The organism is Pseudomonas sp. B21-019, assembly GCF_024749225.1.
GTDB lineage: Bacteria > Pseudomonadota > Gammaproteobacteria > Pseudomonadales > Pseudomonadaceae > Aquipseudomonas.
This window is the reverse complement of the sequence record NZ_CP087193.1, coordinates 5142619-5167929: the sequence shown is the minus strand read 5'-3', so window position 1 is coordinate 5167929 and position 25311 is coordinate 5142619. Positions and strand designations below refer to the sequence as shown.

Sequence of the window (25311 nt, the reverse complement as noted above, 5' to 3'; positions counted from 1 at the left end):
GGGAAGCGCGCTTCCCTCGATGATCCGCTCCTTTGAGGACCTGAGATGACCCGTATCGGAACTCCATTGTCGCCAACCGCGACCCGCGTATTGATGTGTGGCTGTGGTGAGTTGGGCAAGGAAGTGGTGATCGAGCTGCAACGCCTGGGCGTTGAAGTGATTGCCGTGGATCGCTACGCCAATGCGCCGGCCATGCAAGTCGCCCATCGCAGCCATGTGATCAACATGCTTGACGGCGCCGCCCTGCGTGCGGTGATCGAAGCCGAGAAGCCGCACTTCATCGTGCCGGAAATCGAAGCCATCGCCACCGCGACCCTGGTGGAGCTGGAATCCGAAGGTTTCACCGTGATCCCGACCGCTCGCGCCGCGCAGCTGACCATGAACCGCGAAGGCATCCGCCGCCTGGCCGCTGAAGAGCTGGACCTGCCGACATCGCCGTACCACTTCGCCGACACCTTCGAGGATTACCGCAAGGCAGTCGAAGACCTGGGCTTCCCGTGCGTGGTCAAGCCGGTCATGAGTTCCTCGGGTAAAGGCCAGAGCCTGCTGCGCAGCGTCGATGACGTGCAGAAAGCCTGGGATTACGCTCAAGAGGGTGGCCGCGCCGGTAAAGGTCGCGTGATCGTCGAAGGCTTCATCGACTTCGACTACGAAATCACTCTGCTGACCGTGCGTCACGTCGGCGGCACTACGTTCTGCGCGCCTGTCGGTCACCGTCAGGAGAAGGGCGACTACCAGGAATCCTGGCAGCCACAAGCTATGAGCCCGGTTGCCTTGGCCGAATCCGAGCGCGTTGCCAAAGCGGTCACCGAAGCCTTGGGCGGTCGTGGCCTGTTTGGCGTCGAGTTGTTCATCAAGGGTGATCAGGTGTGGTTCAGCGAAGTCTCGCCGCGCCCGCATGACACCGGTCTGGTGACCCTGATTTCCCAGGACCTGTCGCAGTTCGCGCTGCACGCACGGGCGATCCTGGGCCTGCCAATTCCATTGATCCGTCAGTTCGGCCCATCGGCGTCGGCGGTCATTCTGGTGGAAGGGCAGTCGACTCAGACTGCTTTCGCCAACCTGGGTGCAGCCTTGAGCGAGCCGGATACTGCGTTGCGTCTGTTCGGCAAGCCTGAGGTCAATGGTCAGCGGCGGATGGGTGTGGCGTTGGCGCGTGATGAGTCGATCGAGGCCGCTCGTGCCAAGGCGACCCGCGCGTCCCAAGCTGTCGTCGTAGAGCTGTAACCGAGGCGGGGCCATCGCGGGCAAGCCCGCGATGGCGGTCTATCAGGCAACCCGATTCAAATCGTTATTGCGCGTCTCCTTCAGGCACAGCACCGCTATCAAGCTCAGCACCGCCGCCCCCGACACATACCCGCCGACATAACTCAAACCGCCCATCGCCACCAGTTTTTGCGCAAAGAACGGTGCCGCCGAGGCGCCGACAATACCGCCCAGGTTGTAAGCCGCCGATGCGCCGGTATAGCGCACGTGGGTCGGAAACAGCTCCGGCAGCAGCGCGCCCATCGGCGCAAACGTCACGCCCATCAGAAACAGTTCTATGCACAGGAACAGCGCCACACCCCAGGTCGAGCCATGGGTCAGCAGCGGTTCCATCAAGAATCCGGACAGAATCGCCAGCACGCCGCCAATGATCAGCACCGGTTTACGCCCGAAACGGTCGCTGGCCCAGGCTGACAGCGGTGTTGCGGCCGCCATGAACAGCACCGCGAAACACAGCAGGGCGAGAAAGGTTTCCCGGGTGTAGCCAAGCGTCGACACACCGTAACTCAGCGAAAACACTGTCGAGATGTAAAACAGCGCATAGCACACCACCATCGACCCGGCGCCCAGCAGCATCGGTGCCCAGTATTGGCTGAACAGCTCGACCAACGGAATCTTCACCCGCTCCTGGCGAGCCACGGCGTTGGCGAACACCGGGGTTTCGTGGAGCTTGAGGCGTACGTACAGGCCCACCATTACCAGTGCGGCACTGAGCAGGAACGGAATCCGCCAGCCCCACGAACGGAATTGCTCGTCGTTCAGGCTCATGGCCAGGGTCAGGAACAGGCCGTTGGCCGCCAGAAACCCGATCGATGGGCCGAGCTGCGGAAACATGCCGAACCAGGCTCGCTTGCCTTTGGGCGCGTTCTCCGTGGCCAGCAATGCGGCGCCGCCCCATTCACCGCCCAGCCCCAGACCCTGGCCGAAGCGCAGCACGCAAAGCAGGATCGGCGCCCAGGCACCAATGCTGTCGTAACCCGGCAGCACGCCGATCAATGTGGTGCACACACCCATCAGCAGCAGCGAGGCAACCAGTGTCGATTTGCGTCCGATGCGGTCACCGAAATGGCCGAACAGCGCCGAACCCAATGGTCGTGCAAGGAAGGCGATACCGAAGGTAAGGAACGCCGACAGCATCTGGGCGGTGCCGGAGGTTTGTGGAAAGAACACCGGGCCGATCACTAGCGCCGCGGCAGTGGCGTAGACGTAGAAGTCATAGAACTCGATAGCCGTGCCAATGAAACTCGCGGTAGCCACGCGGGTGGCGGAGTTCGTCGGTTGGGCTGGCGTGGTGTCGCTGAACGTTGTGCTGGTCGTCATGCAGTTATCCCTGACAGTCATGTGCCCCAGTGGAGCGAATTATTATGGTCGAATACCCAGGGATGTGGGTTGAGACACGGTCGCTATTCAAGGTAGGAATAGTCGCCGCAGTGGTGCGGATGTTGTCGAAGAACTGGCCGGAACCTGCTGCATGCGGGGTAAGCACGTGGGTCGGCGGGAGGCTTGGGTAAGCCGGCTTGATTATAGGAAGGCGGCTAACGATCGAACAAGGGCATGGACATTGAAAAAGATCGCAGCCTCGCTTCGCTCGACAGCTCCTACAGTTTGGAATGAGTTCCCTTGTAGGAGCTGTCGAGCGAAGCGAGGCTGCGATCTTTTGGCAAACTAACGGATAAGCGCAGGAGCCGAACTGGTATGCCAGATCAGCACGCGTGTGACGCGATTCTCTTCCGTCTCCAGAATTTCCAGCCGATATCGCCCGATCTTCAGGCACACCGCACTGTCCGGAATCGTCTCCAACGCCTCGGTCACCAAACCGTTGAGGGTTTTCGGACCATCGCTGGGCAAATGCCAGCCGAGGCTCTTGTTCAGTTCGCGGATGGACGCTGCGCCATCAATTACCAGTCGGCCATCGGCCTGCGGGTGAATGTGCGGGTTATCCAGGGTGTGCTGGCTTTCGAACTCTCCGACGATTTCTTCGAGAATATCTTCCAGGGTCACGATACCCAGTACTTCCCCGTACTCGTCGACCACCATGCCCAAGCGCCTCTGCTGCTTGTGGAAGTTCAGCAATTGCAGCTGCAACGGCGTGCTTTCCGGCACGAAGTACGGTTCGTGACTGGCCGCCAGCAGCGCTTCCACGGTCAGGCTTGAATCCGGCAGCAAATGACGGATCTGTCGGGTGTTGAGCACCGCTTCAACCTGGTTGATGTCGCTGTGGAATACCGGCAGGCGGGTGCGTTTGTTGTGGCGCAGTTGCTCGATGATTTCTTCGAGGGGGTCGTCCAGGTTGATCCCGTCGACGTCGCTGCGTGGCACCAGAATATCGTTGACCGTGATGTTATCCAGTGCGTGGATACCTGACAGTGGGCGATAGGCCGCGTGTTCGTGATCGTCGTGCCGATCTGCCGGTGCCTCGTCTTCGCTTTGCTGCACCACGTTGATTTTGCGGGCGAATGGCCGCATCAGAAGTTGGCTGATGCCATTGAGTAGCCATGCGGCGGGATAGACGATTTTCAACGGTATGCCGAGCAGTGTGTTGCCCAAGGCCAGGACGGCATCCGGATAGCGGGCGGCGAGGGCGCGTGGCAGGTAGTCGGCGAACACCAGCAACACTGCGCCGGCACCGAGGCAGGCAATCCACGGGCCGTTTTGTGCCCAGGTGAAAATCGCCAGCAGGGTGCTGATAACCACCACCAGCGCGCGGCAGAGGGTATTGCAGAGGATCAGGCTATTGAGCGGAAAACTCAGCTTGGCCACGGGTTTGTCGCTGGAGCGCGAGGCTGTGCGCTGGGCCAGCAACTGCTGTTGTGCAACTTCGATGGCGGTAAACAGCCCCGACCATAGAATCAGCAGGGCCAGCACCGCAAGCATCGGCCCTATGGGCAAGTCGTCCATTAATGCCGCCCGTCAGATGTGCAGAATGTATTCGCGGACCAGCTTGCTGCCGAAATACGCCAGCATCAGCAGGCAGAAACCGGCAAGGGTCCAGCGGATGGCTTTGTGTCCGCGCCAGCCGAGACGGTTGCGCCCCCAGAGCAGCACGCTGAACACGATCCAGGCCAGGCACGCCAGCAGGGTTTTATGCACCAGGTGCTGGGCGAACAGGTTCTCGACGAACAGCCAGCCGGAAATCAGCGACAGCGACAGCAGGCTCCAGCCGGCCCAGAGGAAACCGAACAGCAGGCTTTCCATGGTTTGCAGCGGCGGGAAGTTCTTGATCAGCCCAGACGGATGCTTGTGCTTGAGCTGATGGTCCTGAACCAGCAGCAGCAAGGCCTGGAACACCGCGATGGTGAACATGCCGTAAGCGAGAATCGACAAGAGGATGTGGGCGAGAATGCCTGGCTCTTCGTCAATGATCTGCACCGTGCCAGCGGGGGCGAACTGTGCCAGCAGCGCGGTTGCGGCGCCCAGCGGGAACAGCAATATAAGCAGGTTTTCCACCGGAATCCGTGAACAGGCCAGCAAGGTCAGGGCGATGACCGCTGCGGCAATCAGGCTGGCGGCGCTGAAAAAGTCCAGGGCCAGGCCGACCGGAGTCAGCAGATAGCTGATCAGGCTGGCACTGTGGGCCAGCACGGCCAGTACGCCGAGCGTGACCAACAGGCGTTTGTTCGCCTTGGCGCCGGAGGCCAGACGAGTGCCTTGATAGAAGGTCGCAGCGGCATATAAGCAGGCGGCGGCGAGAGTAGTAAGCAAACTGGGTGACAAGGGGAGCATAAATCCTGTTAGGCAGGCCCGAAAGGCGTTGAGTTTGGCATAGAACCCATACGGCACGAAAGACTATGCAAGCTGACGGCGAGGTGTCCGCCAGACGCAGTCTTCGCTATAATCCGCGACCTGCCCACGCCGCAGGCTCGCCGAGCACATGTTGATTCCGGTCTGGGCCGCCATTATCCCGGTCTACACAGGGCCTGAAAGGATCGCGCAATGTTTGAAAACTTAACCGACCGTCTCTCGCAGACGCTGCGCCATGTCACCGGCAAGGCCAAGCTGACCGAAGACAACATCAAAGACACCCTGCGTGAAGTGCGCATGGCGTTGCTCGAGGCCGACGTCGCCTTGCCGGTGGTCAAAGACTTCGTCAATTCGGTCAAGGAACGCGCTGTCGGCACCGAGGTGTCGCGCAGCCTGACGCCGGGCCAGGCCTTCGTGAAGATCGTCCAGGCCGAACTCGAAAGCCTGATGGGCGCGGCCAACGAAGATTTGAACCTGAGCGCCGTTCCACCGGCCGTGGTTCTGATGGCCGGTTTGCAGGGTGCGGGTAAAACCACCACCGCCGGCAAACTGGCGCGCTTCCTTAAAGAGCGCAAGAAGAAGTCGGTCATGGTCGTGTCCGCGGACGTTTACCGTCCGGCGGCGATCAAGCAGCTGGAAACCCTGGCCAACGACATCGGCGTGACGTTCTTCCCGTCCGACCTGAGCCAGAAGCCGGTCGATATCGCGCAAGCGGCTATTAAAGAAGCCAAGCTGAAATTCATCGACGTGGTCATTGTCGACACCGCCGGTCGTTTGCACATCGACGAAGAGATGATGGGCGAGATCAAGGCGCTGCACGCCGCGATCAATCCGGTCGAAACCCTGTTCGTGGTCGATGCCATGACCGGCCAGGACGCCGCCAACACGGCCAAGGCCTTCGGTGATGCATTGCCGCTGACCGGTGTGATCCTGACCAAGGTCGACGGTGATGCCCGTGGCGGTGCCGCACTGTCGGTACGTGCCATTACCGGCAAGCCGATCAAGTTCATCGGTATGGGCGAGAAGAGCGAAGCGCTCGAACCGTTCCATCCTGAGCGTATCGCCTCGCGCATCCTCGGCATGGGCGACGTGCTCAGCCTGATCGAACAGGCCGAAGCGACCCTCGACAAGGACAAGGCCGACAAACTGGCCAAGAAGCTGAAGAAGGGCAAGGGTTTCGATCTCGAAGACTTCCGCGATCAGCTGCAGCAGATGAAGAACATGGGCGGTCTCGGCGGCCTCATGGACAAGCTGCCGAATATCGGCGGTGTGAACCTGGCGCAGATGGGCAATGCCCAGGGCGCGGCAGAGAAGCAATTCAAGCAGATGGAAGCCATCATCAATTCCATGACCCCGGCCGAGCGCCGCGACCCTGAGCTGATCAGTGGTTCGCGCAAGCGCCGGATCGCCATGGGTTCCGGCACCCAGGTGCAGGACATCGGTCGCTTGATCAAGCAGCACAAGCAGATGCAGAAGATGATGAAGAAATTCTCCGCGAAAGGCGGAATGGCCAAAATGATGCGCGGCATGGGCGGTATGTTGCCCGGCGGCGGCATGCCCAAGATGTAAAGAATTCGCGCAGGAGCTTGCTCCTGCGCCGACCCACACGGACGTGGGATCTCCAGCAAACCCGCACTTGGCGGGAGCTGACTGGCCATCTTCAACGATGGCTCTATAGCAAATCTGGATGGCACGCCGATAGGCGCCGGAAAAAGACATTTGCAAAAGTCCGGATATTCCTTAGAATATGCGGCCTTTCGGGCACCTATGCCCGCTGTGCATTTAGATTTGCAGCACCGACTACAGGAACGATGTTCACATGCTAACAATCCGTCTTGCCCTTGGCGGCTCCAAAAAGCGCCCGTTTTACCACTTGACCGTAACCGACAGCCGCAACCCGCGTGACGGTTCGCACAAGGAACAGGTTGGTTTCTTCAACCCTGTTGCTCGTGGTCAAGAAGTTCGTCTGTCCGTGAACCAAGAGCGCGTAGCCTACTGGCTGAGCGTTGGTGCACAGCCTTCTGAGCGCGTTGCTCAGTTGTTGAAGGAATCTGCTAAGGCTGCGGCCTGAGCAATATGAACGCGACGCCAGCTGTTGCTGATGATTTGATCGTTATCGGCAAGATTTATTCTGTTCACGGCGTTCGCGGCGAAGTGAAGGTGTATTCCTTTACTGATCCGATTAAAAACCTGTTGGACTACAAAACCTGGACGCTCAGGCGCGAAGGCAGCGTAAAACAGGTCGAGCTGGTCAGCGGACGCGGGAACGACAAGTTCCTGGTCGCAAAGCTCAAGGGTCTTGATGATCGTGAAGAAGCTCGTCTTCTGGCTGGTTATGAGATCTGCGTGCCGCGCAACCTGTTCCCTGAATTGACCGATGGCGAGTACTACTGGTACCAGCTGGAAGGTCTGAAGGTCATCGATACTCACGGGCAATTGTTCGGGAAAATCGATCATCTTCTGGAAACCGGCGCCAATGATGTAATGGTGGTCAAGCCTTGCGCTGGCAGCCTGGATGATCGCGAACGCCTGTTGCCGTATACCGAGCAATGCGTGTTGGCCGTCGATCTGGCAGCGGGCGAGATGAAGGTGGAATGGGATGCGGACTTCTAAACGTGGCTAACCTGCGCGTAGAAGTGATCAGTTTGTTTCCCGAGATGTTCTCCGCCATCAGCGAGTACGGCATCACCAGTCGGGCGGTGAAACAGGGGTTGTTGCAGCTTACCTGTTGGAATCCGCGAGACTACACGACGGATCGACATCACACTGTGGATGATCGCCCATTTGGCGGTGGTCCGGGCATGGTGATGAAGATCAAGCCCCTGGAAGATGCTCTGGTTCAGGCCAAGGCAGCAGCCGGGGAGGCGGCGAAGGTAATTTACCTGTCCCCCCAAGGCCGTCAACTGACACAGTCGGCGGTGCGCGAGTTGGCGAATCTGGATGCATTGATCCTGATTGCCGGCCGCTATGAAGGCATTGACGAGCGTTTTATTGATGCTCATGTCGATGAAGAGTGGTCGATTGGCGACTATGTACTGTCTGGCGGCGAGCTGCCGGCGATGGTCCTGATCGATGCGGTTACACGACTGCTGCCTGGAGCTTTAGGGCATGCGGACTCCGCTGAGGAAGATTCCTTTACGGATGGTTTGCTGGATTGCCCGCACTACACCCGACCGGAGGTGTATGCGGATCAGCGTGTTCCCGACGTATTGCTAAGTGGCAATCACGCGCACATCCGGCGTTGGCGTTTACAGCAGTCCCTTGGTCGGACCTATGAACGACGCGCCGATCTTCTGGAAAGCCGCTCGCTTTCTGGAGAAGAGAAGAAGCTGCTCGAGGAATACATCCGCGAGCGGGACGATAGTTAACAACGTATCGATGGTAGATCCGACGATTTACCTTAGGAGCACAGCATGACTAACAAAATCATCCTTGCACTCGAAGCAGAGCAGATGACTAAAGAGATCCCTACCTTTGCCCCGGGCGACACCATTGTCGTTCAGGTGAAAGTGAAGGAAGGCGATCGTTCGCGTCTGCAAGCGTTCGAAGGCGTAGTTATCGCCAAGCGTAACCGCGGCGTAAACAGTGCTTTCACCGTTCGTAAAATCTCCAACGGTGTTGGCGTAGAGCGTACTTTCCAGACCTACAGCCCGCAAATCGACAGCATGGCTGTCAAGCGTCGCGGTGATGTACGTAAGGCCAAGCTGTACTACCTGCGTGACCTGTCCGGTAAAGCAGCTCGCATCAAGGAAAAACTGGCTTAAGTCCAGCTTCCGATGCCGAAAAGCTGGCCTGCTCAGGTTGGCTTTTCAAGAAAATGCCCCGTATCGAAAGATGCGGGGCATTTTTCGTTATGGCTGCATATAAAAAAACTGCGGCGCGCTTCCTGTAGCAGCTGCCGAAGGCTGCGTTCGGTTGTAGCAGCTGTCGAGCTCCAGCGAGGCAGTGTCCGGCTGCGAAGCAGTCGTGAATCCGGCTAATGCGGTCTGTCTGGCGTACCGCAATCTCTGATTTTGCGACTGCTGCGCAGCCGAACGCAGGCTGCGCCAGCTGCTACATATCGCGTTATGGCTTAACTTGGGGATTTTGTTCGCACAAAAGCAAACGCCCCGAACCAGTCGGGGCGTTTGCTTTAAGTGTTGCGGCTTTTTGGGCTTGGGCCCTTAGCGCTTCAGCGAAGCTGGCAGGTGCGGCTGGATCGCGGTCAGTACTGCCTTGAAGCACTTGGTGTTGCCGGCAACGACGTGACCTTTCTCCAGGAAGTCGTGACCGCCGGTGAAGTCGCTCACCAAGCCGCCGGCTTCCTGGATCAGCAGGGCGCCTGCAGCCATGTCCCACTCGGACAGGCCTGACTCCCAGAAGGCGTCGAAACGGCCGGCAGCCACGTAGGCCAGGTCAAGGCTTGCCGAGCCGGCGCGGCGGATGCCGGCGGTCTGGCCAACCAGGGCGCGGAACATACCCAGGTAGTTGTCGAGGTTGTCCATCTGGTCGTCACGGAACGGGAAGCCGGTACCCAGCAGGGCGCCGTCCAGGCTGGTACGGCCGCTGACGCGCAGGCGACGACCGTTCAGTTGAGCGCCGCGACCACGGCTGGCGGTGAATTCTTCCTGGCGAACCGGGTCCAGAACAACAGCATGTTCCAGGCGACCGCGGTATTTGCAGGCGATGCTGACAGCGAAGTGAGGAATGCCGCGCAGGAAGTTGGTGGTGCCGTCCAGTGGGTCGATGATCCACAGGTATTCTTCGCCTTCGATGCCGGTGCCGGCGTGCAGGCCGGTCTCTTCACCCATGATCGAGTGATTCGGGTAGGCCTTGCGCAGTGCGTCGATGATTTTCTGTTCGGCGGCGCGATCCACCTCGGATACGTAATCCTTGGCGTCTTTTTCGTCGACCTTGATGGTATCCAGGCGCTCGATGGAGCGGAAGATCAATTCACTGGCGCTGCGGGCGGCGCGCAGCGCGATATTCAGCATGGGCTGCATGGATGTGTCACCTAAGGTTGTTAAAGAAAGCCGGGCATTCTATCAGAAAGTTTCTACAGGAGAAGGTCGGTGTTCGCTTTCATGGCTTAACGGTAGGAGGAGCTGTAAGATTCTGCTCCCGATAATGTGTTCGAGAGCGCCTCCCTTGCTGCAAAACATTCGTGTCGTCCTGGTCAATACCAGTCATCCCGGAAATATCGGCGGTGCTGCGCGTGCCATGAAGAACATGGGCCTGTCGCGACTGGTGCTGGTCGAGCCGCGGTTGTTCCCGCACCACGAGGCCGATGCGCGTGCGTCCGGCGCCGGGGACATCCTTGAAAACGCGCAAGTCGTCGCCACCTTGGAAGATGCCTTGGTCGGCTGCAATCTGGTACTGGGTACCAGCGCCCGTGATCGTCGCATTCCCTGGCCGCTGCTCGATCCCCGTGAGTGCGGTGTGAGGGTGGTCGAGGAAGCGGGGCAGGGCGCGGAGATCGCATTGGTGTTCGGTCGTGAAGATTCCGGCCTGACTAACGAAGAGCTGCAGCGATGTCATTATCACGTGCACATCCCATCAGACCCCGAGTTCAGTTCGCTGAACCTCGGGGCGGCGGTGCAGGTATTGAGCTATGAAGTGCGTATGTCCTGGCTGGCGGCCCAAGGTCAGCCGAGCAAGGTCGAGAAGGAGGAAGTGGCGTCCACCAAGAGTGGTGAGTTGGCGACCATGGATGAGCTGGAGCGATTCTATGAGCACCTGGAGCAAACCCTGGTGGCCATCGAATTCCTCGACCCGGAAAAACCGCGGCACTTGATGGCGCGCCTGCGCCGGTTGTACGGACGCAGCTCGGTCAGCCGGGCGGAAATGAATATATTGCGTGGCATCCTCACGGAAACCCAGAAGGCGGCCCGTGGCGAGCTTCTAAAGCGGAAGGATTAATGATGTTTGAGCGTTTGCGTGAAGATATCCAGAGCGTATTCCATCGAGACCCGGCGGCGCGTAACGCTTTTGAAGTCCTGACGTGCTACCCGGGCATGCATGCCATCTGGATTCACCGTTTGTCGGCGGCCCTGTGGCGCGCGGACCTGAAATGGCTGGCGCGGCTGGTGTCGAACTTCGGTCGCTGGTTGACCGGAATCGAGATTCATCCGGGGGCCAAGGTCGGTCGTCGCTTCTTTATCGATCATGGCATGGGCATCGTTATTGGTGAGACCGCCGAGATCGGCAACGATGTCACCCTTTATCAGGGCGTGACCCTCGGTGGCACCAGCTGGAACAAGGGCAAGCGTCACCCGACCCTGGAAGATGGCGTGGTGGTTGGCGCGGGCGCCAAGGTGCTCGGCCCATTCACTGTCGGTGCCGGGGCCAAGGTGGGTTCCAATGCCGTGGTTACCAAGGCGGTTCCGCCGGGGGCAACGGTGGTGGGGATTCCGGGGCGGATTATCGTCAAGTCCGACGATGAGCAGGATGCCAAGCGCAAGGCCATGGCCGAGAAGATCGGTTTCGATGCCTACGGAGTCGGCGAAGACATGCCGGACCCGGTGGCCCGTGCGATCGGCCAATTGCTCGATCACTTGCAGGCGGTCGATGGTCGTCTGGAGGGTATGTGCGGTGCTCTGAAGGATCTGGGCAGTAATTACTGTGCCAAGGATCTGCCTGAACTGCGCGAAGAAGACTTTGCCTGTGTGAAGGGCAAGGACGAAAGCAAGGCCAGCTGATTCACAGCAGGGTCGCATTCAGGCATTTGCACCGCGCTGGTTGGTGTGCCATTACGCCGTAGACCCTGCTATGATGCGCGCGCTCTTTTGCGGGTAAACCTGAGTAAAGCACTAGGTCTTATAGTTGACTTAAATACTCGGGAATTGCATACTCGCCCCATTCCGAACTCCGTGGTAATTGTCCATGCGACTGACTACAAAAGGCCGATACGCCGTGACCGCCATGCTTGACCTGGCGTTACACGCGCAGCACGGGCCGGTGTCCCTGGCCGATATCTCCGAGCGCCAAGGCATCTCCCTGTCCTACCTCGAGCAGCTTTTCGCCAAATTGCGCCGTAGCAATCTGGTGTCCAGTGTTCGCGGTCCGGGCGGTGGCTACCAATTGTCCCGCGACATGCAGGGCATCCAGGTCGCCCAGGTAATCGATGCGGTCAACGAATCGGTCGATGCAACCAAGTGCCAGGGCCAGGGCGATTGCCATTCCGGCGACACCTGTCTGACTCACCATTTGTGGTGCGATCTTAGCCTGCAGATTCACGAATTTCTGAGCGGTATCAGCTTGGCTGACCTTGTAACTCGCCGTGAGGTGCAAGAAGTAGCCCAGCGTCAGGACCAGCGTCGTTGCAACAGCAAGGCGCCACGCCTGGACAAGATTGAAGCGTCCGCCGTCGAATGACAGCCAAAGAGCTAGCGGCACGCCAGCCAGCCTGATTTAGGAGATAGTCCATGAAATTGCCGATTTACCTTGATTACTCTGCGACCACCCCGGTTGATCCGCGTGTCGCGCAAAAGATGAGTGAATGCCTGCTGGTCGACGGAAACTTCGGTAACCCGGCGTCCCGTTCCCACGTGTTCGGCTGGAAAGCCGAAGAGTCCGTCGAGAACGCTCGTCGTCAGGTCGCTGACCTGGTTAACGCCGACCCGCGTGAAATCGTCTGGACCTCCGGTGCCACCGAGTCCGACAACCTGGCAATCAAGGGTGCGGCGCATTTCTACTCCACCAAAGGCAAACACCTGATCACCACCAAGATTGAGCACAAGGCTGTCCTCGACACCATGCGCCAACTGGAACGTGAAGGTTTCGAAGTGACCTACCTCGATCCTCGTGAAGATGGCCTGGTCACTCCGGAAATGGTCGAAGCTGCCCTGCGTGACGACACCATTCTGGTATCGGTCATGCACGTGAACAACGAAATCGGCACCATCAACGACATCGCTGCCATCGGTGAGCTGACCCGCTCCCGGGGCATCCTGTTCCACGTCGACGCTGCTCAGTCCACCGGCAAGGTCGAGATCGACCTGTCGAAACTGAAAGTTGACCTGATGTCGTTCTCTGCCCACAAAACCTATGGCCCTAAAGGCATCGGCGCGCTGTACGTCAGCCGCAAGCCGCGTGTGCGCATCGAAGCGACCATGCACGGCGGCGGTCACGAGCGTGGCATGCGTTCCGGCACCCTGGCGACTCACCAGATCGTCGGCATGGGCGAAGCGTTCCGTGTGGCCAAGGAAGACATGGCTGCCGAGAATGCACGCATCAAAGCGCTGAGCGACCGTTTCTTCAAACAGGTTGAAGGCCTGGAAGAGTTGTACGTCAACGGCAGCATGACCGCCCGCGTACCGCACAACCTGAACCTGAGCTTCAACTACGTCGAAGGCGAGTCGCTGATCATGGCGCTCAAGGATCTGGCGGTATCGTCGGGTTCGGCCTGCACCTCGGCATCGCTTGAGCCTTCGTATGTGCTGCGCGCCCTGGGCCGCAACGACGAACTGGCACACAGCTCGATTCGCTTCACCTTCGGCCGTTTCACCACCGAAGAAGAAATCGACTACGCCGCGCAGAAAGTCTGCGAGGCCGTCACCAAGCTGCGCACTCTGTCGCCGCTGTGGGACATGTACAAAGACGGCGTCGACATTTCGAAAATCGAGTGGGCGGCACACTGATATTCAAGTCGCCGCAACCGGGCCCTGCGAATCCACGATTGGCAGGGCTTCAAGAGCGACTCCTGATGAGTGAGGATTAAGAATCATGGCTTACAGCGAAAAGGTCATCGACCACTACGAGAACCCGCGCAACGTCGGCAAGATGGATGCAGAAGATCCTGATGTCGGCACCGGCATGGTCGGCGCTCCGGCGTGCGGTGACGTGATGCGTCTGCAGATCAAGGTCAACGAGCAAGGCATCATCGAAGACGCCAAGTTCAAGACCTACGGTTGCGGTTCGGCAATCGCCTCCAGCTCCCTGGCGACCGAGTGGATGAAAGGCAAGACTCTGGATGAAGCAGAGACCATCAAGAACACTCAACTGGCCGAAGAACTGGCCCTGCCGCCAGTGAAAATTCACTGCTCCGTACTCGCTGAAGACGCCATCAAGGCGGCCGTTCGCGACTACAAGCAGAAGAAAGGCTTGATCTGACTTTCAAGATTTGGCGACGAGTAAGGAGTCACCGATGGCTATCAGCATGACAGAAGCGGCTGCTCAACACGTGCGACGCTCCCTCAACGGGCGCGGCAAGGGTGATGGGATTCGTCTGGGTGTTCGCACCACGGGCTGTTCCGGCCTTGCCTATGTGCTGGAGTTTGTCGACGAGGTAGGCGCGGACGATCAAGTGTTCGAAAGTCACGGCGAGAAAGTGATCATCGACCCGAAAAGCCTGGCGTACCTGGACGGCACCGAGCTTGATTTCGTCAAGGAAGGGTTGAACGAAGGCTTCAAGTTCAACAACCCCAACGTACGCGGTGAATGTGGCTGCGGCGAAAGCTTCAACATCTGAGGCTACTTGTGGGTACTCCTTGTCATTTCGCTTTATTTGAGCTGCAACCGAGTTTCAATCTGGACCTCGATCAGCTGGCTACGCGCTACCGTGAGTTGGCGCGCGGCGTTCATCCGGACCGCTTCGCCGACGCTTCCGAGCGCGAGCAGCGGCTGGCGCTCGAGCAATCCGCGAGCCTCAACGAGGCCTACCAGACGCTCAAAAGCCCCCCCAAGCGCGCGCGATACTTGCTCGCATTGAGTGGTGGCGAGTTGCCGCTGGAGGTCACGGTGCATGATCCGGAATTTCTTCTGCAGCAGATGGAGTTGCGTGAAGAGCTTGAGGATCTGCAGGACAGCGCCGACATGGCGGGTATTGCCACGTTCAAGCGCCGCCTCAAAGCCGCTCAGGATGAACTGAACCAAAGCTTCGCAGCTTGCTGGAATGATGCAGCGCAACGTGAACGGGCCGAACGCCTGATGCGGCGCATGCAGTTCCTCGACAAGCTCACCTACGAAGTGCGCCAGTTAGAAGAGCGCCTCGACGATTAACCCAGTGCCGCTCCGGTCGCACGCCTGATATACAGATAAGTCCTGATCACGATGGCCCTACTGCAGATCGCCGAACCCGGCCAAAGTCCTCAACCGCACCAGCGTCGTCTGGCTGTGGGGATCGACTTGGGCACTACCAATTCGCTGGTCGCTGCATTGCGCAGTGGTCTTTCCGAGCCTCTGGCCGACGCGCAAGGGCGGGTTATCCTGCCGTCTGCCGTGCGCTATCACGCCGATCGCGTCGAAGTCGGCGAATCGGCCAAACTGGCTGCCGCTACCGATCCTCTGAACACTGTGCTGTCGGTCAAGCGCTTGATGGGACGTGGTTTGTCCGACGTCAAGCAATTGGGCGATCAACTGCCGTACCGTTTTGTCGATGGCGAGTCGCACATGCCGTTCATCGACACGGTGCAAGGCCCGAAAAGCCCGGTCGAAGTCTCCGCCGATATCCTCAAGGTGCTACGCCAGCGCGCTGAAGCGACCTTGGGCGGCGAACTGGTCGGCGCAGTGATCACCGTTCCGGCCTATTTCGATGATGCTCAGCGTCAAGCCACCAAGGATGCGGCCAAGCTGGCCGGCCTGAACGTGCTGCGCTTGCTCAATGAACCGACCGCTGCTGCGGTGGCTTACGGTCTGGATCAACAGGCTGAAGGCCTGGTTGCCATTTATGACCTGGGCGGCGGCACCTTCGATATTTCGATTCTGCGCCTGACCGGCGGTGTGTTCGAAGTGCTGGCTACCGGCGGCGACAGCGCTTTGGGTGGCGATGACTTCGATCACGCCATTGCTGGTTGGATCATCGAGAGTGCCGGTCTGTCGGCCGACCTCGATCCGGGCGAGCAGCGCAATCTGCTGCAAACCGCGTGTGCGGCCAAAGAAGCCCTGACCAACTCCTCGTCCGTCGAAGTCGCGTATGGCGACTGGAAGGCCGGGCTGACCCGTGAAGCGTTCAATGCGCTGATCGAGCCAATGGTTGCTCGCAGCCTGAAAGCCTGCCGTCGTGCGGTGCGTGATTCCGGCATTGAGCTGGAAGACGTTCACGCGGTGGTCATGGTTGGCGGCTCGACTCGCGTGCCGCGCGTTCGCGAAGCCGTTGCGCAAGCCTTCGGTCGCGAACCGCTGACCGAAATCGACCCGGATCAAGTTGTGGCCATCGGTGCCGCGATCCAGGCCGATACCCTGGCCGGCAACAAGCGTGACGGCGGTGAACTGCTGTTGCTCGACGTGATTCCGTTGTCCCTGGGGCTGGAAACCATGGGCGGCCTGATGGAGAAGGTGATTCCGCGCAACACCACCATCCCTGTTGCCCGGGCCCAAGACTTCACCACGTACAAAGATGGCCAGTCGGCCATGGCGATCCACGTATTGCAGGGCGAGCGTGAGTTGATCAGCGACTGCCGCTCCCTGGCGCGCTTCGAATTGCGCGGTATTCCGGCGATGGTCGCGGGTGCTGCAAAGATTCGCGTGACTTTCCAGGTCGACGCCGACGGTCTGCTCAGTGTCTCGGCCCGCGAATTGGGTTCGGGTGTCGAAGCCAGCATTCAGGTCAAGCCGTCCTACGGCCTGACCGACGGCGAAATCGCCAAAATGCTCAAGGATTCGTTCCAGCACGCCAATGACGACAAGGTCGCCCGCGTATTGCGTGAGCAGCAGGTCGATGCCCAGCGCCTGATCGAGGCAGTGCAGGGTGCTCTGGATGTCGACGGCGAACGCTTGCTCGACGCCGAAGAACGCATGGTCATCGAATTGCAGATGCAGGAACTGACCGAATTGATGAAAGGCACCGATGGTTACGCCATTGAGCAGCAGACCAAGCGTCTGTCGCAAGTGACCGATGCCTTTGCTGCCCGCCGCCTGGACTCGACGGTGAAAGCCGCTCTGGCGGGGCGCAATCTGAATGAAATCGAGGAATAATTGATGCCGCAGGTCATTTTTCTGCCACATGAGAAGTTTTGCCCGGAAGGCATGGTCGTGGAGGCTGAGCCTGGCATCTCCATCCTCGAACTGGCCCATGAACACCATATCGAGATGGAAAGCGCTTGTGGCGGCGTCTGCGCTTGCACCACTTGCCACTGCATCGTTCGTGAGGGTTTTGACTCGCTGGAAGAGGCTGATGAGCTGGAGGAAGACTATCTTGATAAGGCTTGGGGGCTGGAAGCTCAGTCACGCTTGGCCTGTCAGGCAAAAGTCGGGACTGAAGACCTGACCGTCGAAATTCCGAAATACTCGCTCAACCATGCAGCCGAAGCGCCGCACTGATTCAAGGAACTTTCATGAGCCTGAAATGGGTTGATGTGCTGGAAATCGCGATCCAGCTGGCTGAGTCAAAGCCGGATGTGGACCCGCGTTACGTGAACTTCGTCGATCTGCACCAGTGGGTGCTGGCATTGCCGGAGTTCAGTGATGATCCGACCCGCGGTGGCGAGAAGGTGCTTGAAGCCATTCAGGCGGCCTGGATCGAAGAAGCAGACTGAGTCTGCACCGTACGCAGTTAGGCAATACCAAAGAACCCGCGTATAATTCGCGGGTTTAATTTTTCGCAAATTACCGTTTCTGGAGTTACACCATGGCTGTTCAACGTACTTTCTCCATCATCAAGCCTGACGCTGTTGCAAAAAACGTTATCGGCGAGATCACCACTCGTTTCGAAAAAGCTGGCCTGCGCGTTGTAGCTTCGAAACTGAAGCAACTGTCCAAAGCCGAAGCTGAAGGCTTCTACGCTGAGCACAGCGCTCGTGGTTTCTTCAACGACCTGGTTGCTTTCATGATTTCCGGTCCGGTTGTCGTTCAGGTTCTGGAAGGCGAAAACGCTATCGCTCTGAACCGTGAACTGATGGGCGCTACCAACCCTAAAGAAGCTGCTGCCGGCACCATCCGCGCTGACTTCGCTGATTCCATCGACGCCAACGCCGTACACGGTTCGGACTCCGAAGCCGCTGCTGCTCGCGAAATCTCGTACTTCTTCGCAGCTACTGAAGTAACCACTCGCTAAGCATTGGCTTAAGAGTGAAGGTGAATCCATGACTACATCGACTGTAAAAACCAACCTGCTGGGTCTGACTCAACAGGAAATGGAAAAATTCTTCGACTCGATCGGGGAGAAGCGTTTCCGTGCCGGTCAGGTAATGAAATGGATTCACCACTTTGGCGTCGATGATTTCGACGCCATGACGAACGTCAGCAAGGCCTTGCGCGAAAAGCTCAAGGCTGTTGCTGAAATTCGTGGTCCGGAAGTGGTCAGCGAGGACATCTCCAGCGACGGCACCCGTAAGTGGGTGGTGCGCGTGGCGTCCGGCAGCTGCGTCGAGACCGTTTACATTCCCCAGGGCAAACGCGGCACCTTGTGCGTTTCGTCCCAGGCAGGCTGTGCCCTGGATTGCAGTTTCTGCTCCACCGGCAAGCAAGGTTTCAATAGCAACCTCACCGCCGCCGAAGTCATCGGCCAGGTGTGGATTGCCAACAAATCCTTTGGCAGCGTCCCGGCAACCGTCGACCGTGCCATCACCAACGTGGTGATGATGGGCATGGGTGAGCCGCTGCTGAACTTCGACAACGTCGTGGCCGCCATGCATCTGATGATGGATGACCTGGGCTATGGCATCTCCAAGCGCCGTGTAACCCTGTCGACTTCGGGTGTGGTGCCGATGATCGATGAGCTGTCCAAGCACATCGATGTTTCCCTGGCGTTGTCCCTGCACGCACCGAATGACGCATTGCGTAACCAATTGGTGCCGATCAACAAGAAGTATCCGCTTAAGATGCTGCTGGAATCGTGTCAGCGCTACATGTCGTCCCTGGGCGAAAAGCGCGTACTGACCATCGAGTACACCTTGCTCAAGGACATCAACGACAAGGTCGAACACGCGGTCGAAATGATCGAGTTGCTCAAGAATGTTCCGTGCAAGATTAACCTGATTCCGTTCAACCCGTTCCCGCACTCCGGTTACGAGCGTCCGAGCAACAATGCGATTCGCCGTTTCCAGGATCAGCTTCACCATGCAGGCTTCAACGTCACCGTGCGTACCACCCGCGGTGAAGACATCGATGCCGCGTGTGGCCAGTTGGTAGGGCAGGTGCTGGATCGCACCCGTCGCAGCGAACGTTATATCGCCGTGCGTGAGTTGAGCGCCGACAACGATATGCCGCAAAACGCTGCGAACAATAATTAAGAGAGGATCTCTATGTCCCTGCGCTTCGCGCTGCTTGTGCTGTTGGCCAGCCTGTGTGCTGGTTGTGTCCTGTCGGGCGATTTCAATCCGATGAAGACCAGCAAGGGCCGTGATGAAGCGCGTGCCGCCTACGTGCAGCTGGGCCTGGGGTACTTGCAGCAGGGCATGACCGAGCGCGCCAAGGTCCCGCTGAAGAAGGCGTTGGAACTGGATGACTCGGATGCTGACGCCAACGCGGCGTTGGGGCTGGTGTTCCAGGCCGAGATGGAGCCGGAACTGGCCGATCAGCATTTTCGCAAGGCACTGTCTTCCCGTCCCGCCGATGCGCGAATCCTGAACAACTACGGCAGTTTTCTGTTCGAAGAAAAACGTTACAAAGAGGCGTACGAGCGCTTTGAACAGGCCGCCGCCGATACTCTGTATCCTGAGCGTTCGCGGGTTTTCGAGAACCTCGGCATGACCGCTTCAAAGCTGGGCCAGCGTGACCTGGCTCGCCAGCAACTGGAAAAAGCCCTGCGTTTGAACCGCCAACAGCCACGTGCCTTGCTGGAAATGGCTGAGTTGTCATTCGAAGACAGGCATTATGTGCCCGCGCGTGACTATTACGATCGTTTTAGCCTGCTCACCGAGCAAAATGCACGTAGTCTATTGCTCGGCGTTCGACTGGCAAAAGTGTTTGAAGATCGCGACAAGGCCGCCAGTTATGGCCTGCAATTAAAACGACTCTATCCCGGTACGCCGGAATATCAGCAATACCTGTCGGAGCAATGATGAAAGCGGCGCATCCCGAAGTTGTAGCAGCGAATCGCGTTAACCCCGGTGAGACTTTGCGCCAGGCCCGCGAAAGCAATGGCTGGTCGCTGGCCGAAGTGGCCCTCAAGCTCAACCTCACCGTCAATTCCCTGAGTAATCTGGAAGCCGGCGCTTTTGACAAGCTGCCTGGCCACACCTTTGCTCGTGGCTATATTCGCGCGTACGCCAAATTGCTGGGCATGGACCAGGCTGTTCTGGTTCAGCAGTTCGACCAATCCACCGGCACCGACTCCCAGGGCAGCAACGTCCACAGCCTGGGGCGTATCGAAGAGCCGGTTCGGGTTTCCCACACCATTTTGCGAATTGTCAGTCTGCTGTTGCTGATCGCGGTGATTGGTGGTGGTTTTGTCTGGTGGCAGGATCAAACTTCATTGCGCACCAAGGACCTGGTCAGCCTGGCTCCGGAACACGTTGAAGTCGAAGGCGCCGATGGCACCACCCAGATCCATCCGCTGGACGAGCCGGAAGACCAGGCGGTTGCGCAAGGTGAGTCTGAAGGTGAAACGCCTCTGGCGTTGCCGCAGGCTGAGGAGCCTGTCAACGCTGAAGCAAGCGCGCCGGCGCCAACACCCGCTCCAGCAGCCCCGGTAGCAACACCTGCGGCTCCGGCCCACAATACTGCTCCGGTTGTCGCGACACCGGCAGCGCCAGCCCCGGCTGTAGCCGCTGTACCGGCAGCGGTTGCGCCGACAGTTCCTGCTCCAGCTTCTGCGCCGGCAGCAGCTCCGGTTGCGGGTCAGGGCCAGGTTCAACTGCAATTCACCGCCGATTGCTGGACGCAAGTGACCGACGGCACGGGTAAAGTGCTGTTGAGTGGTCTCAAGCGTAAAGGCGATAGTGTTTCCGTCAGCGGCAAGCCGCCCTTTGCCGTGCGTCTGGGCTTCGCCCGTGGCGCGCAGGTCAGCTACAACGGGCAGGTGGTTGATGTCGCTCCGTTCACCAGTGGCGAGACTGCTCGCCTGAAGTTAGGTCAATAAGTCATGCACGGCGAATCTCCAATCAAGCGTCGCGAATCCCGGAAAATCTGGGTCGGTAACGTGCCTGTTGGCGGCGATGCGCCCATCGCTGTGCAGAGCATGACCAACAGCGATACCAATGACGTGGCCGCCACCGTGGCCCAGATCAATCGTCTGGAAGCCGCTGGCGTCGATATCGTTCGGGTTTCGGTGCCGGACATGGACGCCGCCGAAGCCTTCGGCAAGATCAAGCAACTGGTCAAGGTGCCGTTGGTGGCTGACATCCACTTCGACTACAGGATCGCTCTGCGCGTAGCCGAACTGGGTGTCGATTGCCTGCGCATCAACCCGGGCAACATCGGTCGTGAAGACCGCGTACGTGCGGTGGTCGATGCCGCCCGTGATCGCGGGATTCCAATCCGTATCGGCGTGAACGCCGGTTCCCTGGAAAAAGACCTGCAAAAGAAATATGGCGAGCCGACTCCGGCCGCGCTGGTCGAGTCCGCCCTGCGTCACGTCGAACACCTCGAACGCCTGAATTTCCAGGATTTCAAGGTCAGCGTAAAAGCCTCCGACGTGTTCATGGCTGTTGAAGCCTACCGTTTGCTGGCCAAGGAAATCGTCCAGCCGTTGCACCTGGGCATCACCGAAGCCGGTGGTTTGCGTTCAGGCACAGTGAAATCCGCCGTGGGCCTCGGTATGCTGCTCGCCGAAGGGATTGGCGATACTATTCGCATCTCGTTGGCGGCCGACCCGGTCGAGGAAGTGAAAGTCGGCTACGACATTCTCAAATCCCTGCACCTGCGTTCCCGTGGCATCAACTTCATCGCCTGCCCGAGTTGCTCGCGGCAGAACTTCGATGTGGTCAAAACCATGAACGAGCTGGAAGGGCGCCTCGAAGACTTGCTGGTGCCGCTGGATGTCGCGGTAATCGGTTGCGTGGTCAACGGGCCGGGCGAAGCCAAGGAAGCCCATATCGGCTTGACCGGCGGCACGCCAAACCTGATTTACATCGACGGCAAGCCGTCGCAGAAACTGACGAATGACAATCTGGTGGATGAGCTTGAACGCTTGATCCGCCAGAAAGCGGCCGAAAAGGTCGAAGCCGACGCAGCTGTAATCGCTCGCGGCTGAGCCTGACTAAAGAGCCGAACGAATTTAAGGATTTAAAGTGAGCAAGTCTCTGCAAGCCATTCGTGGCATGAACGACATCCTGCCCGAACAGACTCCCCTGTGGCGTCATTTCGAGGGCACCGTTTCGCGTTTGCTGGATAACTACGGTTACAAGCAGATCCGCATGCCGATCGTCGAGTTCACCGAGCTGTTCAAGCGCTCCATCGGTGAAGTGACCGACATCGTCGAAAAAGAGATGTACACCTTCGAAGACCGCAACGGCGATTCCCTGACCCTGCGCCCTGAAGGCACAGCGGCCTGCGTGCGTGCGGTGCTCGAACACGGTATTACCGGCGGCGGCCAGGTGCAGAAGCTCTGGTACATCGGCCCGATGTTCCGCCACGAACGTCCGCAGAAAGGCCGTTATCGCCAGTTCCACCAGATTGGTTGTGAAGTCTTCAACCTCGACGGTCCGGACATCGACGCCGAGTTGATCGTGCTGACCTGGCGCCTGTGGGGCGAGCTGGGTATCCGCGATGCGGTCAAGCTCGAACTCAACAGCCTGGGCACTGCCGAATCCCGTGGTCGTTATCGCGAAGCACTGGTCGAGTACCTGACCGCTCGCCTGGATCAACTGGACGAAGACAGCCAGCGCCGTCTGAAGACCAACCCGCTGCGGGTCCTGGATACCAAGAACGCCGACACTCAAGCGGTGCTGGCCGACGCGCCGAAAATGGCCGACTACCTCGACGAAGAATCCCGCGTGCACTTCGAGGGCCTCAAGGCTCGCCTGGACGCCGCCGGCATTCCTTATGTGATCAACCCGAAGCTGGTTCGCGGGCTGGATTACTACAGCAAGACCGTATTCGAATGGGTCACCGACCAATTGGGCGCCCAGGGCACGGTATGTGCCGGTGGTCGTTACGACGGTCTGGTGGAGCAGATGGGCGGCAAGCCGACCCCGGGCGTCGGTTTCGCCATGGGCATCGAGCGTCTGGTGCTGCTGCTTGAAACCCTGGAGCAGATCCCCGAAGAGATCTCCCGTCAGGTCGACGTCTACCTCTGCGCCTTCGGTGAAGCCGCCGAGCTGGCCGGTCTGACCCTGAGCGAGCGTGTTCGTGATCAACTGCCCAACCTGCGCCTGCAAATCAATGCCGGGGGCGGCAGCTTCAAAAGCCAGTTCAAGAAAGCCGACAAGAGCGGTGCGCTGTACGCATTGATCCTCGGTGACGACGAAATGGCCCAGCAAGTGGTAGGTTTCAAACCCCTGCGTGGCCAGGGCGAACAACAAAGCATTGCCTGGGATGCGCTTGCTGCACACCTGGCCACCTGCGTCGTGCAGGGTTGAAGCTGTCAAACAGCCGATTTAGCGATTAAGGAGTATTGGGGTGTCGAGTACCGAAGACGAACATGTGGCGGAGTTGAAGGAGTGGTGGACACGCAACGGCAAGCCCCTGGTTACCGGCGGTCTGTTGGCGCTGGTCATCGTGTTCGGCTGGCAGGCCTTTCACAAGTATCAGAGCAATCAGTCGCAAGGCGCCTCGATTCTCTACCAGCAATTGCTGGAAACCACGCTGACGCCTGACGGCAAGCCTGATGCTGCACGTGTTTCGGAACTGGCCGGCAAGCTCAACAGCGAGTTCGGCGGCACTGCTTACGCGCAATACGGCAGCCTGTTCGTGGCGAAAGTTGCGGTCGACAGCGGCAAGCTGGACGACGCAGCCAGCGAGCTGAAAGCCATTGTCGACAAACCGGCCAACCCGGCACTGGGTGAAATCGCCCGTCAGCGCCTGGCGCAGGTGCTGGCCGCGCAGAACAAGGTCGATGAAGCCCTGAAACTGCTCGAAGGCGATGCCGACAAGGCCTTCCTGGCCACTCGCGAAGAACTCAAGGGCGACTTGCTGGTGCAACTGGGTCGTACCGACGAAGCGAACGCTGCGTATCAAAAAGCCAAGGCGGCACTGTCGGATGAAGCGGCGGTAGGTGGCCTACAAATCAAGCTGGACGACCTGGCCAAAGGGGATGCGTGACGTGATCCGTTGGAAACATGCAGCATTGCTGGCTCTGGCCATTCTGGCCGCGGGTTGCAGCAGCAACAGCAAAAAAGAGTTGCCACCGGCCGAGCTGACCGACTTCAAAGAAGAAGTGGTTCTGCACAAGCAGTGGAGTCGTTCGATCGGTAACGGTCAGGGCGAAACCTACAACATGCTGGTTCCGGCGATCGATGGCGATACCATCTATGCCGCCGACGTCACCGGTGTGGTGATGGCGATGGATCGCAGCAATGGCGACGTCAAGTGGAAGAAAGATCTCGAACTGCCTGTCTCCGGCGCCGTTGGCGTGGGTTACGGTCTGGTCATGATCGGCACGCTCAAGGGTGAAATCGTTGCCCTGGATGCCAGCAGCGGTGAAGAGAAATGGCGCGCTCGCGTGACCAGCGAAGTTCTCGCACCACCGGCCACCAACGGTGACGTTGTTGTGGTTCAGACCCAGGATGACCGTCTGATCGGTCTGGATGCCTCTACCGGCAACCAGCGCTGGTTGTATGACAGCACGCCAGCGGTCCTGACCCTGCGCGGCACCAGCGCACCGATCGTCACCAACCGCCTCGCGGTGGCTGGCCTGTCGACCGGTAAAGTGGTTGCTCTTGATGTGTCCAACGGCGTGCCGGTTTGGGAACAGCGTGTAGCGATTCCACAGGGTCGTTCGGAGCTGGAGCGTGTGGTCGATATCGACGGTGGCTTGCTGCTGTCCGGCGGTACACTGTATGTCGCCAGCTACCAGGGTCGCGTCGCGGCGCTGGACCTGGAAAGCGGTCGTCAGCTCTGGCAGCGTGATGCTTCCAGCTATGCCGGCGTCGCCCAGGGTTTTGGCAGCGTCTACGTGAGCCTGTCTTCGGGCACTGTTGAAGGTGTCGACGAACGTTCCACCACTGCGTTGTGGAGCAACGATTCGCTGGCCCGCCGTCAACTGTCGGCTCCGGAAGTGTTCTCCAGCTACGTTGCAGTCGGTGACCTGGAAGGTTACCTGCACCTGCTGAGTCAGGTGGACGGTCGTTTCGTCGGCCGCGAGCGCATCGACAGCGACGGCCTGCGTGCCCGTCCGCTGGTGGTGGGTGACACGATTTATGTGTATGGCAACAGCGGCAAACTGGAAGCCCTGACCATCAAGTAAAGACTATGCTTGGGGTTTAACCCCCAAGCGGCCTTGTTCTGCAAGGCTCGCAGCGCTTTCAAGCGCTGCCCCGAGCACCAGCCGCTGCCTCGCAGCGGCTT

28 protein-coding genes are annotated in these 25311 nt (G+C 59.1%); 24 read left to right on the top strand and 4 right to left on the bottom strand.

Annotated features, from left to right (window positions below; genetic code table 11):
* The first annotated feature begins 45 nt into the window (after positions 1 to 45).
* Positions 46 to 1227 carry a formate-dependent phosphoribosylglycinamide formyltransferase gene (purT, locus tag LOY36_RS23130; protein ID WP_258671083.1) on the top strand — a complete coding sequence of 394 codons (1182 nt, stop codon included), beginning with the start codon at positions 46 to 48 and terminating at the stop codon, positions 1225 to 1227.
* A 42-nt stretch (positions 1228 to 1269) separates the two neighbouring features.
* On the opposite strand, the gene LOY36_RS23125 is transcribed toward purT, so the two are convergent.
* The 3 genes from LOY36_RS23125 to LOY36_RS23115 all read right to left on the bottom strand — a co-directional run bounded on the left by LOY36_RS23125 (position 1270) and on the right by LOY36_RS23115 (position 4989).
* Positions 1270 to 2586 (bottom strand): MFS transporter, encoded by a 1317-nt coding sequence (locus LOY36_RS23125; protein WP_258671082.1) that lies wholly within the window; start codon positions 2584 to 2586, stop codon positions 1270 to 1272.
* Between the two features lie 345 nt (positions 2587 to 2931).
* Entirely contained in the window at positions 2932 to 4164 is a 1233-nt protein-coding gene (locus LOY36_RS23120) for a transporter associated domain-containing protein (RefSeq protein WP_258671081.1), read from the bottom strand.
* A gap of 12 nt (positions 4165 to 4176) precedes the next feature.
* Complete coding sequence (locus LOY36_RS23115; protein ID WP_019647764.1) at positions 4177 to 4989, bottom strand: inner membrane protein YpjD; 813 nt, start codon at positions 4987 to 4989, stop codon at positions 4177 to 4179.
* 210 nt (positions 4990 to 5199) lie between these two features.
* Between LOY36_RS23115 and ffh the strand changes: the two genes are divergently transcribed.
* The 5 genes from ffh (at position 5200) to rplS (ending at position 8771) form a co-directional block, all read left to right on the top strand.
* Positions 5200 to 6576, top strand: a complete 1377-nt coding sequence (gene ffh / locus LOY36_RS23110) for a signal recognition particle protein (RefSeq protein WP_007941401.1) — start codon at positions 5200 to 5202, stop codon at positions 6574 to 6576.
* 250 nt (positions 6577 to 6826) lie between these two features.
* Positions 6827 to 7078, top strand: coding sequence for a 30S ribosomal protein S16 (rpsP, locus tag LOY36_RS23105; protein ID WP_003198088.1), 252 nt, complete (start codon positions 6827 to 6829; stop codon positions 7076 to 7078).
* A gap of 5 nt (positions 7079 to 7083) precedes the next feature.
* Positions 7084 to 7620 carry a ribosome maturation factor RimM gene (rimM, locus tag LOY36_RS23100; protein ID WP_086944744.1) on the top strand — a complete coding sequence of 179 codons (537 nt, stop codon included), beginning with the start codon at positions 7084 to 7086 and terminating at the stop codon, positions 7618 to 7620.
* The gene (trmD, locus tag LOY36_RS23095) at positions 7602 to 8375 is read left to right on the top strand and encodes a tRNA (guanosine(37)-N1)-methyltransferase TrmD (RefSeq protein WP_172901170.1); all 774 of its coding nucleotides are present in this window, start codon (positions 7602 to 7604) and stop codon (positions 8373 to 8375) included. The genes rimM and trmD overlap by 19 nt, the downstream gene beginning before the upstream one ends.
* A gap of 45 nt (positions 8376 to 8420) precedes the next feature.
* The gene (gene rplS, locus LOY36_RS23090) at positions 8421 to 8771 is read left to right on the top strand and encodes a 50S ribosomal protein L19 (protein WP_003175895.1); all 351 of its coding nucleotides are present in this window, start codon (positions 8421 to 8423) and stop codon (positions 8769 to 8771) included.
* A 399-nt stretch (positions 8772 to 9170) separates the two neighbouring features.
* Here rplS and suhB read toward each other — a convergent pair whose 3' ends face one another.
* The gene (gene suhB, locus LOY36_RS23085; protein WP_007941397.1) at positions 9171 to 9989 is read right to left on the bottom strand and encodes an inositol-phosphate phosphatase; all 819 of its coding nucleotides are present in this window, start codon (positions 9987 to 9989) and stop codon (positions 9171 to 9173) included.
* A 145-nt stretch (positions 9990 to 10134) separates the two neighbouring features.
* Between suhB and trmJ the strand changes: the two genes are divergently transcribed.
* The 18 genes from trmJ to bamB all read left to right on the top strand — a co-directional run bounded on the left by trmJ (position 10135) and on the right by bamB (position 25210).
* Positions 10135 to 10905 carry a tRNA (cytosine(32)/uridine(32)-2'-O)-methyltransferase TrmJ gene (gene trmJ, locus LOY36_RS23080; RefSeq protein ID WP_019647767.1) on the top strand — a complete coding sequence of 257 codons (771 nt, stop codon included), beginning with the start codon at positions 10135 to 10137 and terminating at the stop codon, positions 10903 to 10905.
* A gap of 2 nt (positions 10906 to 10907) precedes the next feature.
* Positions 10908 to 11684, top strand: coding sequence for a serine O-acetyltransferase (cysE, locus tag LOY36_RS23075; RefSeq protein WP_019647768.1), 777 nt, complete (start codon positions 10908 to 10910; stop codon positions 11682 to 11684).
* A 184-nt stretch (positions 11685 to 11868) separates the two neighbouring features.
* Positions 11869 to 12360 carry a Fe-S cluster assembly transcriptional regulator IscR gene (gene iscR, locus LOY36_RS23070; RefSeq protein WP_003227911.1) on the top strand — a complete coding sequence of 164 codons (492 nt, stop codon included), beginning with the start codon at positions 11869 to 11871 and terminating at the stop codon, positions 12358 to 12360.
* Positions 12361 to 12410: 50 nt separating this feature from the next.
* Positions 12411 to 13625: an IscS subfamily cysteine desulfurase gene (locus LOY36_RS23065; RefSeq protein WP_007941393.1), complete on the top strand. Its 1215-nt coding sequence runs from the start codon at positions 12411 to 12413 to the stop codon at positions 13623 to 13625.
* Between the two features lie 85 nt (positions 13626 to 13710).
* The gene (gene iscU, locus LOY36_RS23060; protein WP_003443374.1) at positions 13711 to 14097 is read left to right on the top strand and encodes a Fe-S cluster assembly scaffold IscU; all 387 of its coding nucleotides are present in this window, start codon (positions 13711 to 13713) and stop codon (positions 14095 to 14097) included.
* A gap of 34 nt (positions 14098 to 14131) precedes the next feature.
* On the top strand, positions 14132 to 14455 hold the full coding sequence (gene iscA / locus LOY36_RS23055; protein WP_007941391.1) for an iron-sulfur cluster assembly protein IscA: 324 nt from the start codon (positions 14132 to 14134) through the stop codon (positions 14453 to 14455).
* A gap of 8 nt (positions 14456 to 14463) precedes the next feature.
* Entirely contained in the window at positions 14464 to 14985 is a 522-nt protein-coding gene (hscB, locus tag LOY36_RS23050; RefSeq protein ID WP_018927068.1) for a co-chaperone HscB, read from the top strand.
* 51 nt (positions 14986 to 15036) lie between these two features.
* Positions 15037 to 16899 carry a Fe-S protein assembly chaperone HscA gene (gene hscA / locus LOY36_RS23045; protein WP_019647769.1) on the top strand — a complete coding sequence of 621 codons (1863 nt, stop codon included), beginning with the start codon at positions 15037 to 15039 and terminating at the stop codon, positions 16897 to 16899.
* Between the two features lie 3 nt (positions 16900 to 16902).
* Positions 16903 to 17244: an ISC system 2Fe-2S type ferredoxin gene (gene fdx, locus LOY36_RS23040; RefSeq protein WP_007941387.1), complete on the top strand. Its 342-nt coding sequence runs from the start codon at positions 16903 to 16905 to the stop codon at positions 17242 to 17244.
* A gap of 14 nt (positions 17245 to 17258) precedes the next feature.
* Positions 17259 to 17459: a Fe-S cluster assembly protein IscX gene (iscX, locus tag LOY36_RS23035; protein ID WP_007941386.1), complete on the top strand. Its 201-nt coding sequence runs from the start codon at positions 17259 to 17261 to the stop codon at positions 17457 to 17459.
* A gap of 92 nt (positions 17460 to 17551) precedes the next feature.
* Positions 17552 to 17977 (top strand): nucleoside-diphosphate kinase, encoded by a 426-nt coding sequence (gene ndk / locus LOY36_RS23030; protein ID WP_007903599.1) that lies wholly within the window; start codon positions 17552 to 17554, stop codon positions 17975 to 17977.
* Between the two features lie 28 nt (positions 17978 to 18005).
* On the top strand, positions 18006 to 19154 hold the full coding sequence (rlmN, locus tag LOY36_RS23025) for a 23S rRNA (adenine(2503)-C(2))-methyltransferase RlmN (RefSeq protein ID WP_007941385.1): 1149 nt from the start codon (positions 18006 to 18008) through the stop codon (positions 19152 to 19154).
* Positions 19155 to 19166: 12 nt separating this feature from the next.
* Positions 19167 to 19925, top strand: a complete 759-nt coding sequence (pilW, locus tag LOY36_RS23020) for a type IV pilus biogenesis/stability protein PilW (RefSeq protein WP_018927064.1) — start codon at positions 19167 to 19169, stop codon at positions 19923 to 19925.
* Positions 19925 to 20944: a RodZ family helix-turn-helix domain-containing protein gene (locus tag LOY36_RS23015; RefSeq protein WP_258671080.1), complete on the top strand. Its 1020-nt coding sequence runs from the start codon at positions 19925 to 19927 to the stop codon at positions 20942 to 20944. Before pilW ends, LOY36_RS23015 begins: the two co-directional genes overlap by 1 nt.
* A gap of 3 nt (positions 20945 to 20947) precedes the next feature.
* Positions 20948 to 22057 (top strand): flavodoxin-dependent (E)-4-hydroxy-3-methylbut-2-enyl-diphosphate synthase, encoded by a 1110-nt coding sequence (ispG, locus tag LOY36_RS23010; RefSeq protein WP_003185136.1) that lies wholly within the window; start codon positions 20948 to 20950, stop codon positions 22055 to 22057.
* Positions 22058 to 22094: 37 nt separating this feature from the next.
* Positions 22095 to 23384, top strand: a complete 1290-nt coding sequence (gene hisS / locus LOY36_RS23005; RefSeq protein WP_018927062.1) for a histidine--tRNA ligase — start codon at positions 22095 to 22097, stop codon at positions 23382 to 23384.
* A gap of 40 nt (positions 23385 to 23424) precedes the next feature.
* Positions 23425 to 24066 (top strand): tetratricopeptide repeat protein, encoded by a 642-nt coding sequence (locus LOY36_RS23000; RefSeq protein WP_019647771.1) that lies wholly within the window; start codon positions 23425 to 23427, stop codon positions 24064 to 24066.
* Entirely contained in the window at positions 24059 to 25210 is a 1152-nt protein-coding gene (gene bamB / locus LOY36_RS22995; RefSeq protein ID WP_019581056.1) for an outer membrane protein assembly factor BamB, read from the top strand. The genes LOY36_RS23000 and bamB overlap by 8 nt, the downstream gene beginning before the upstream one ends.
* Positions 25211 to 25311: the final 101 nt, after the last annotated feature.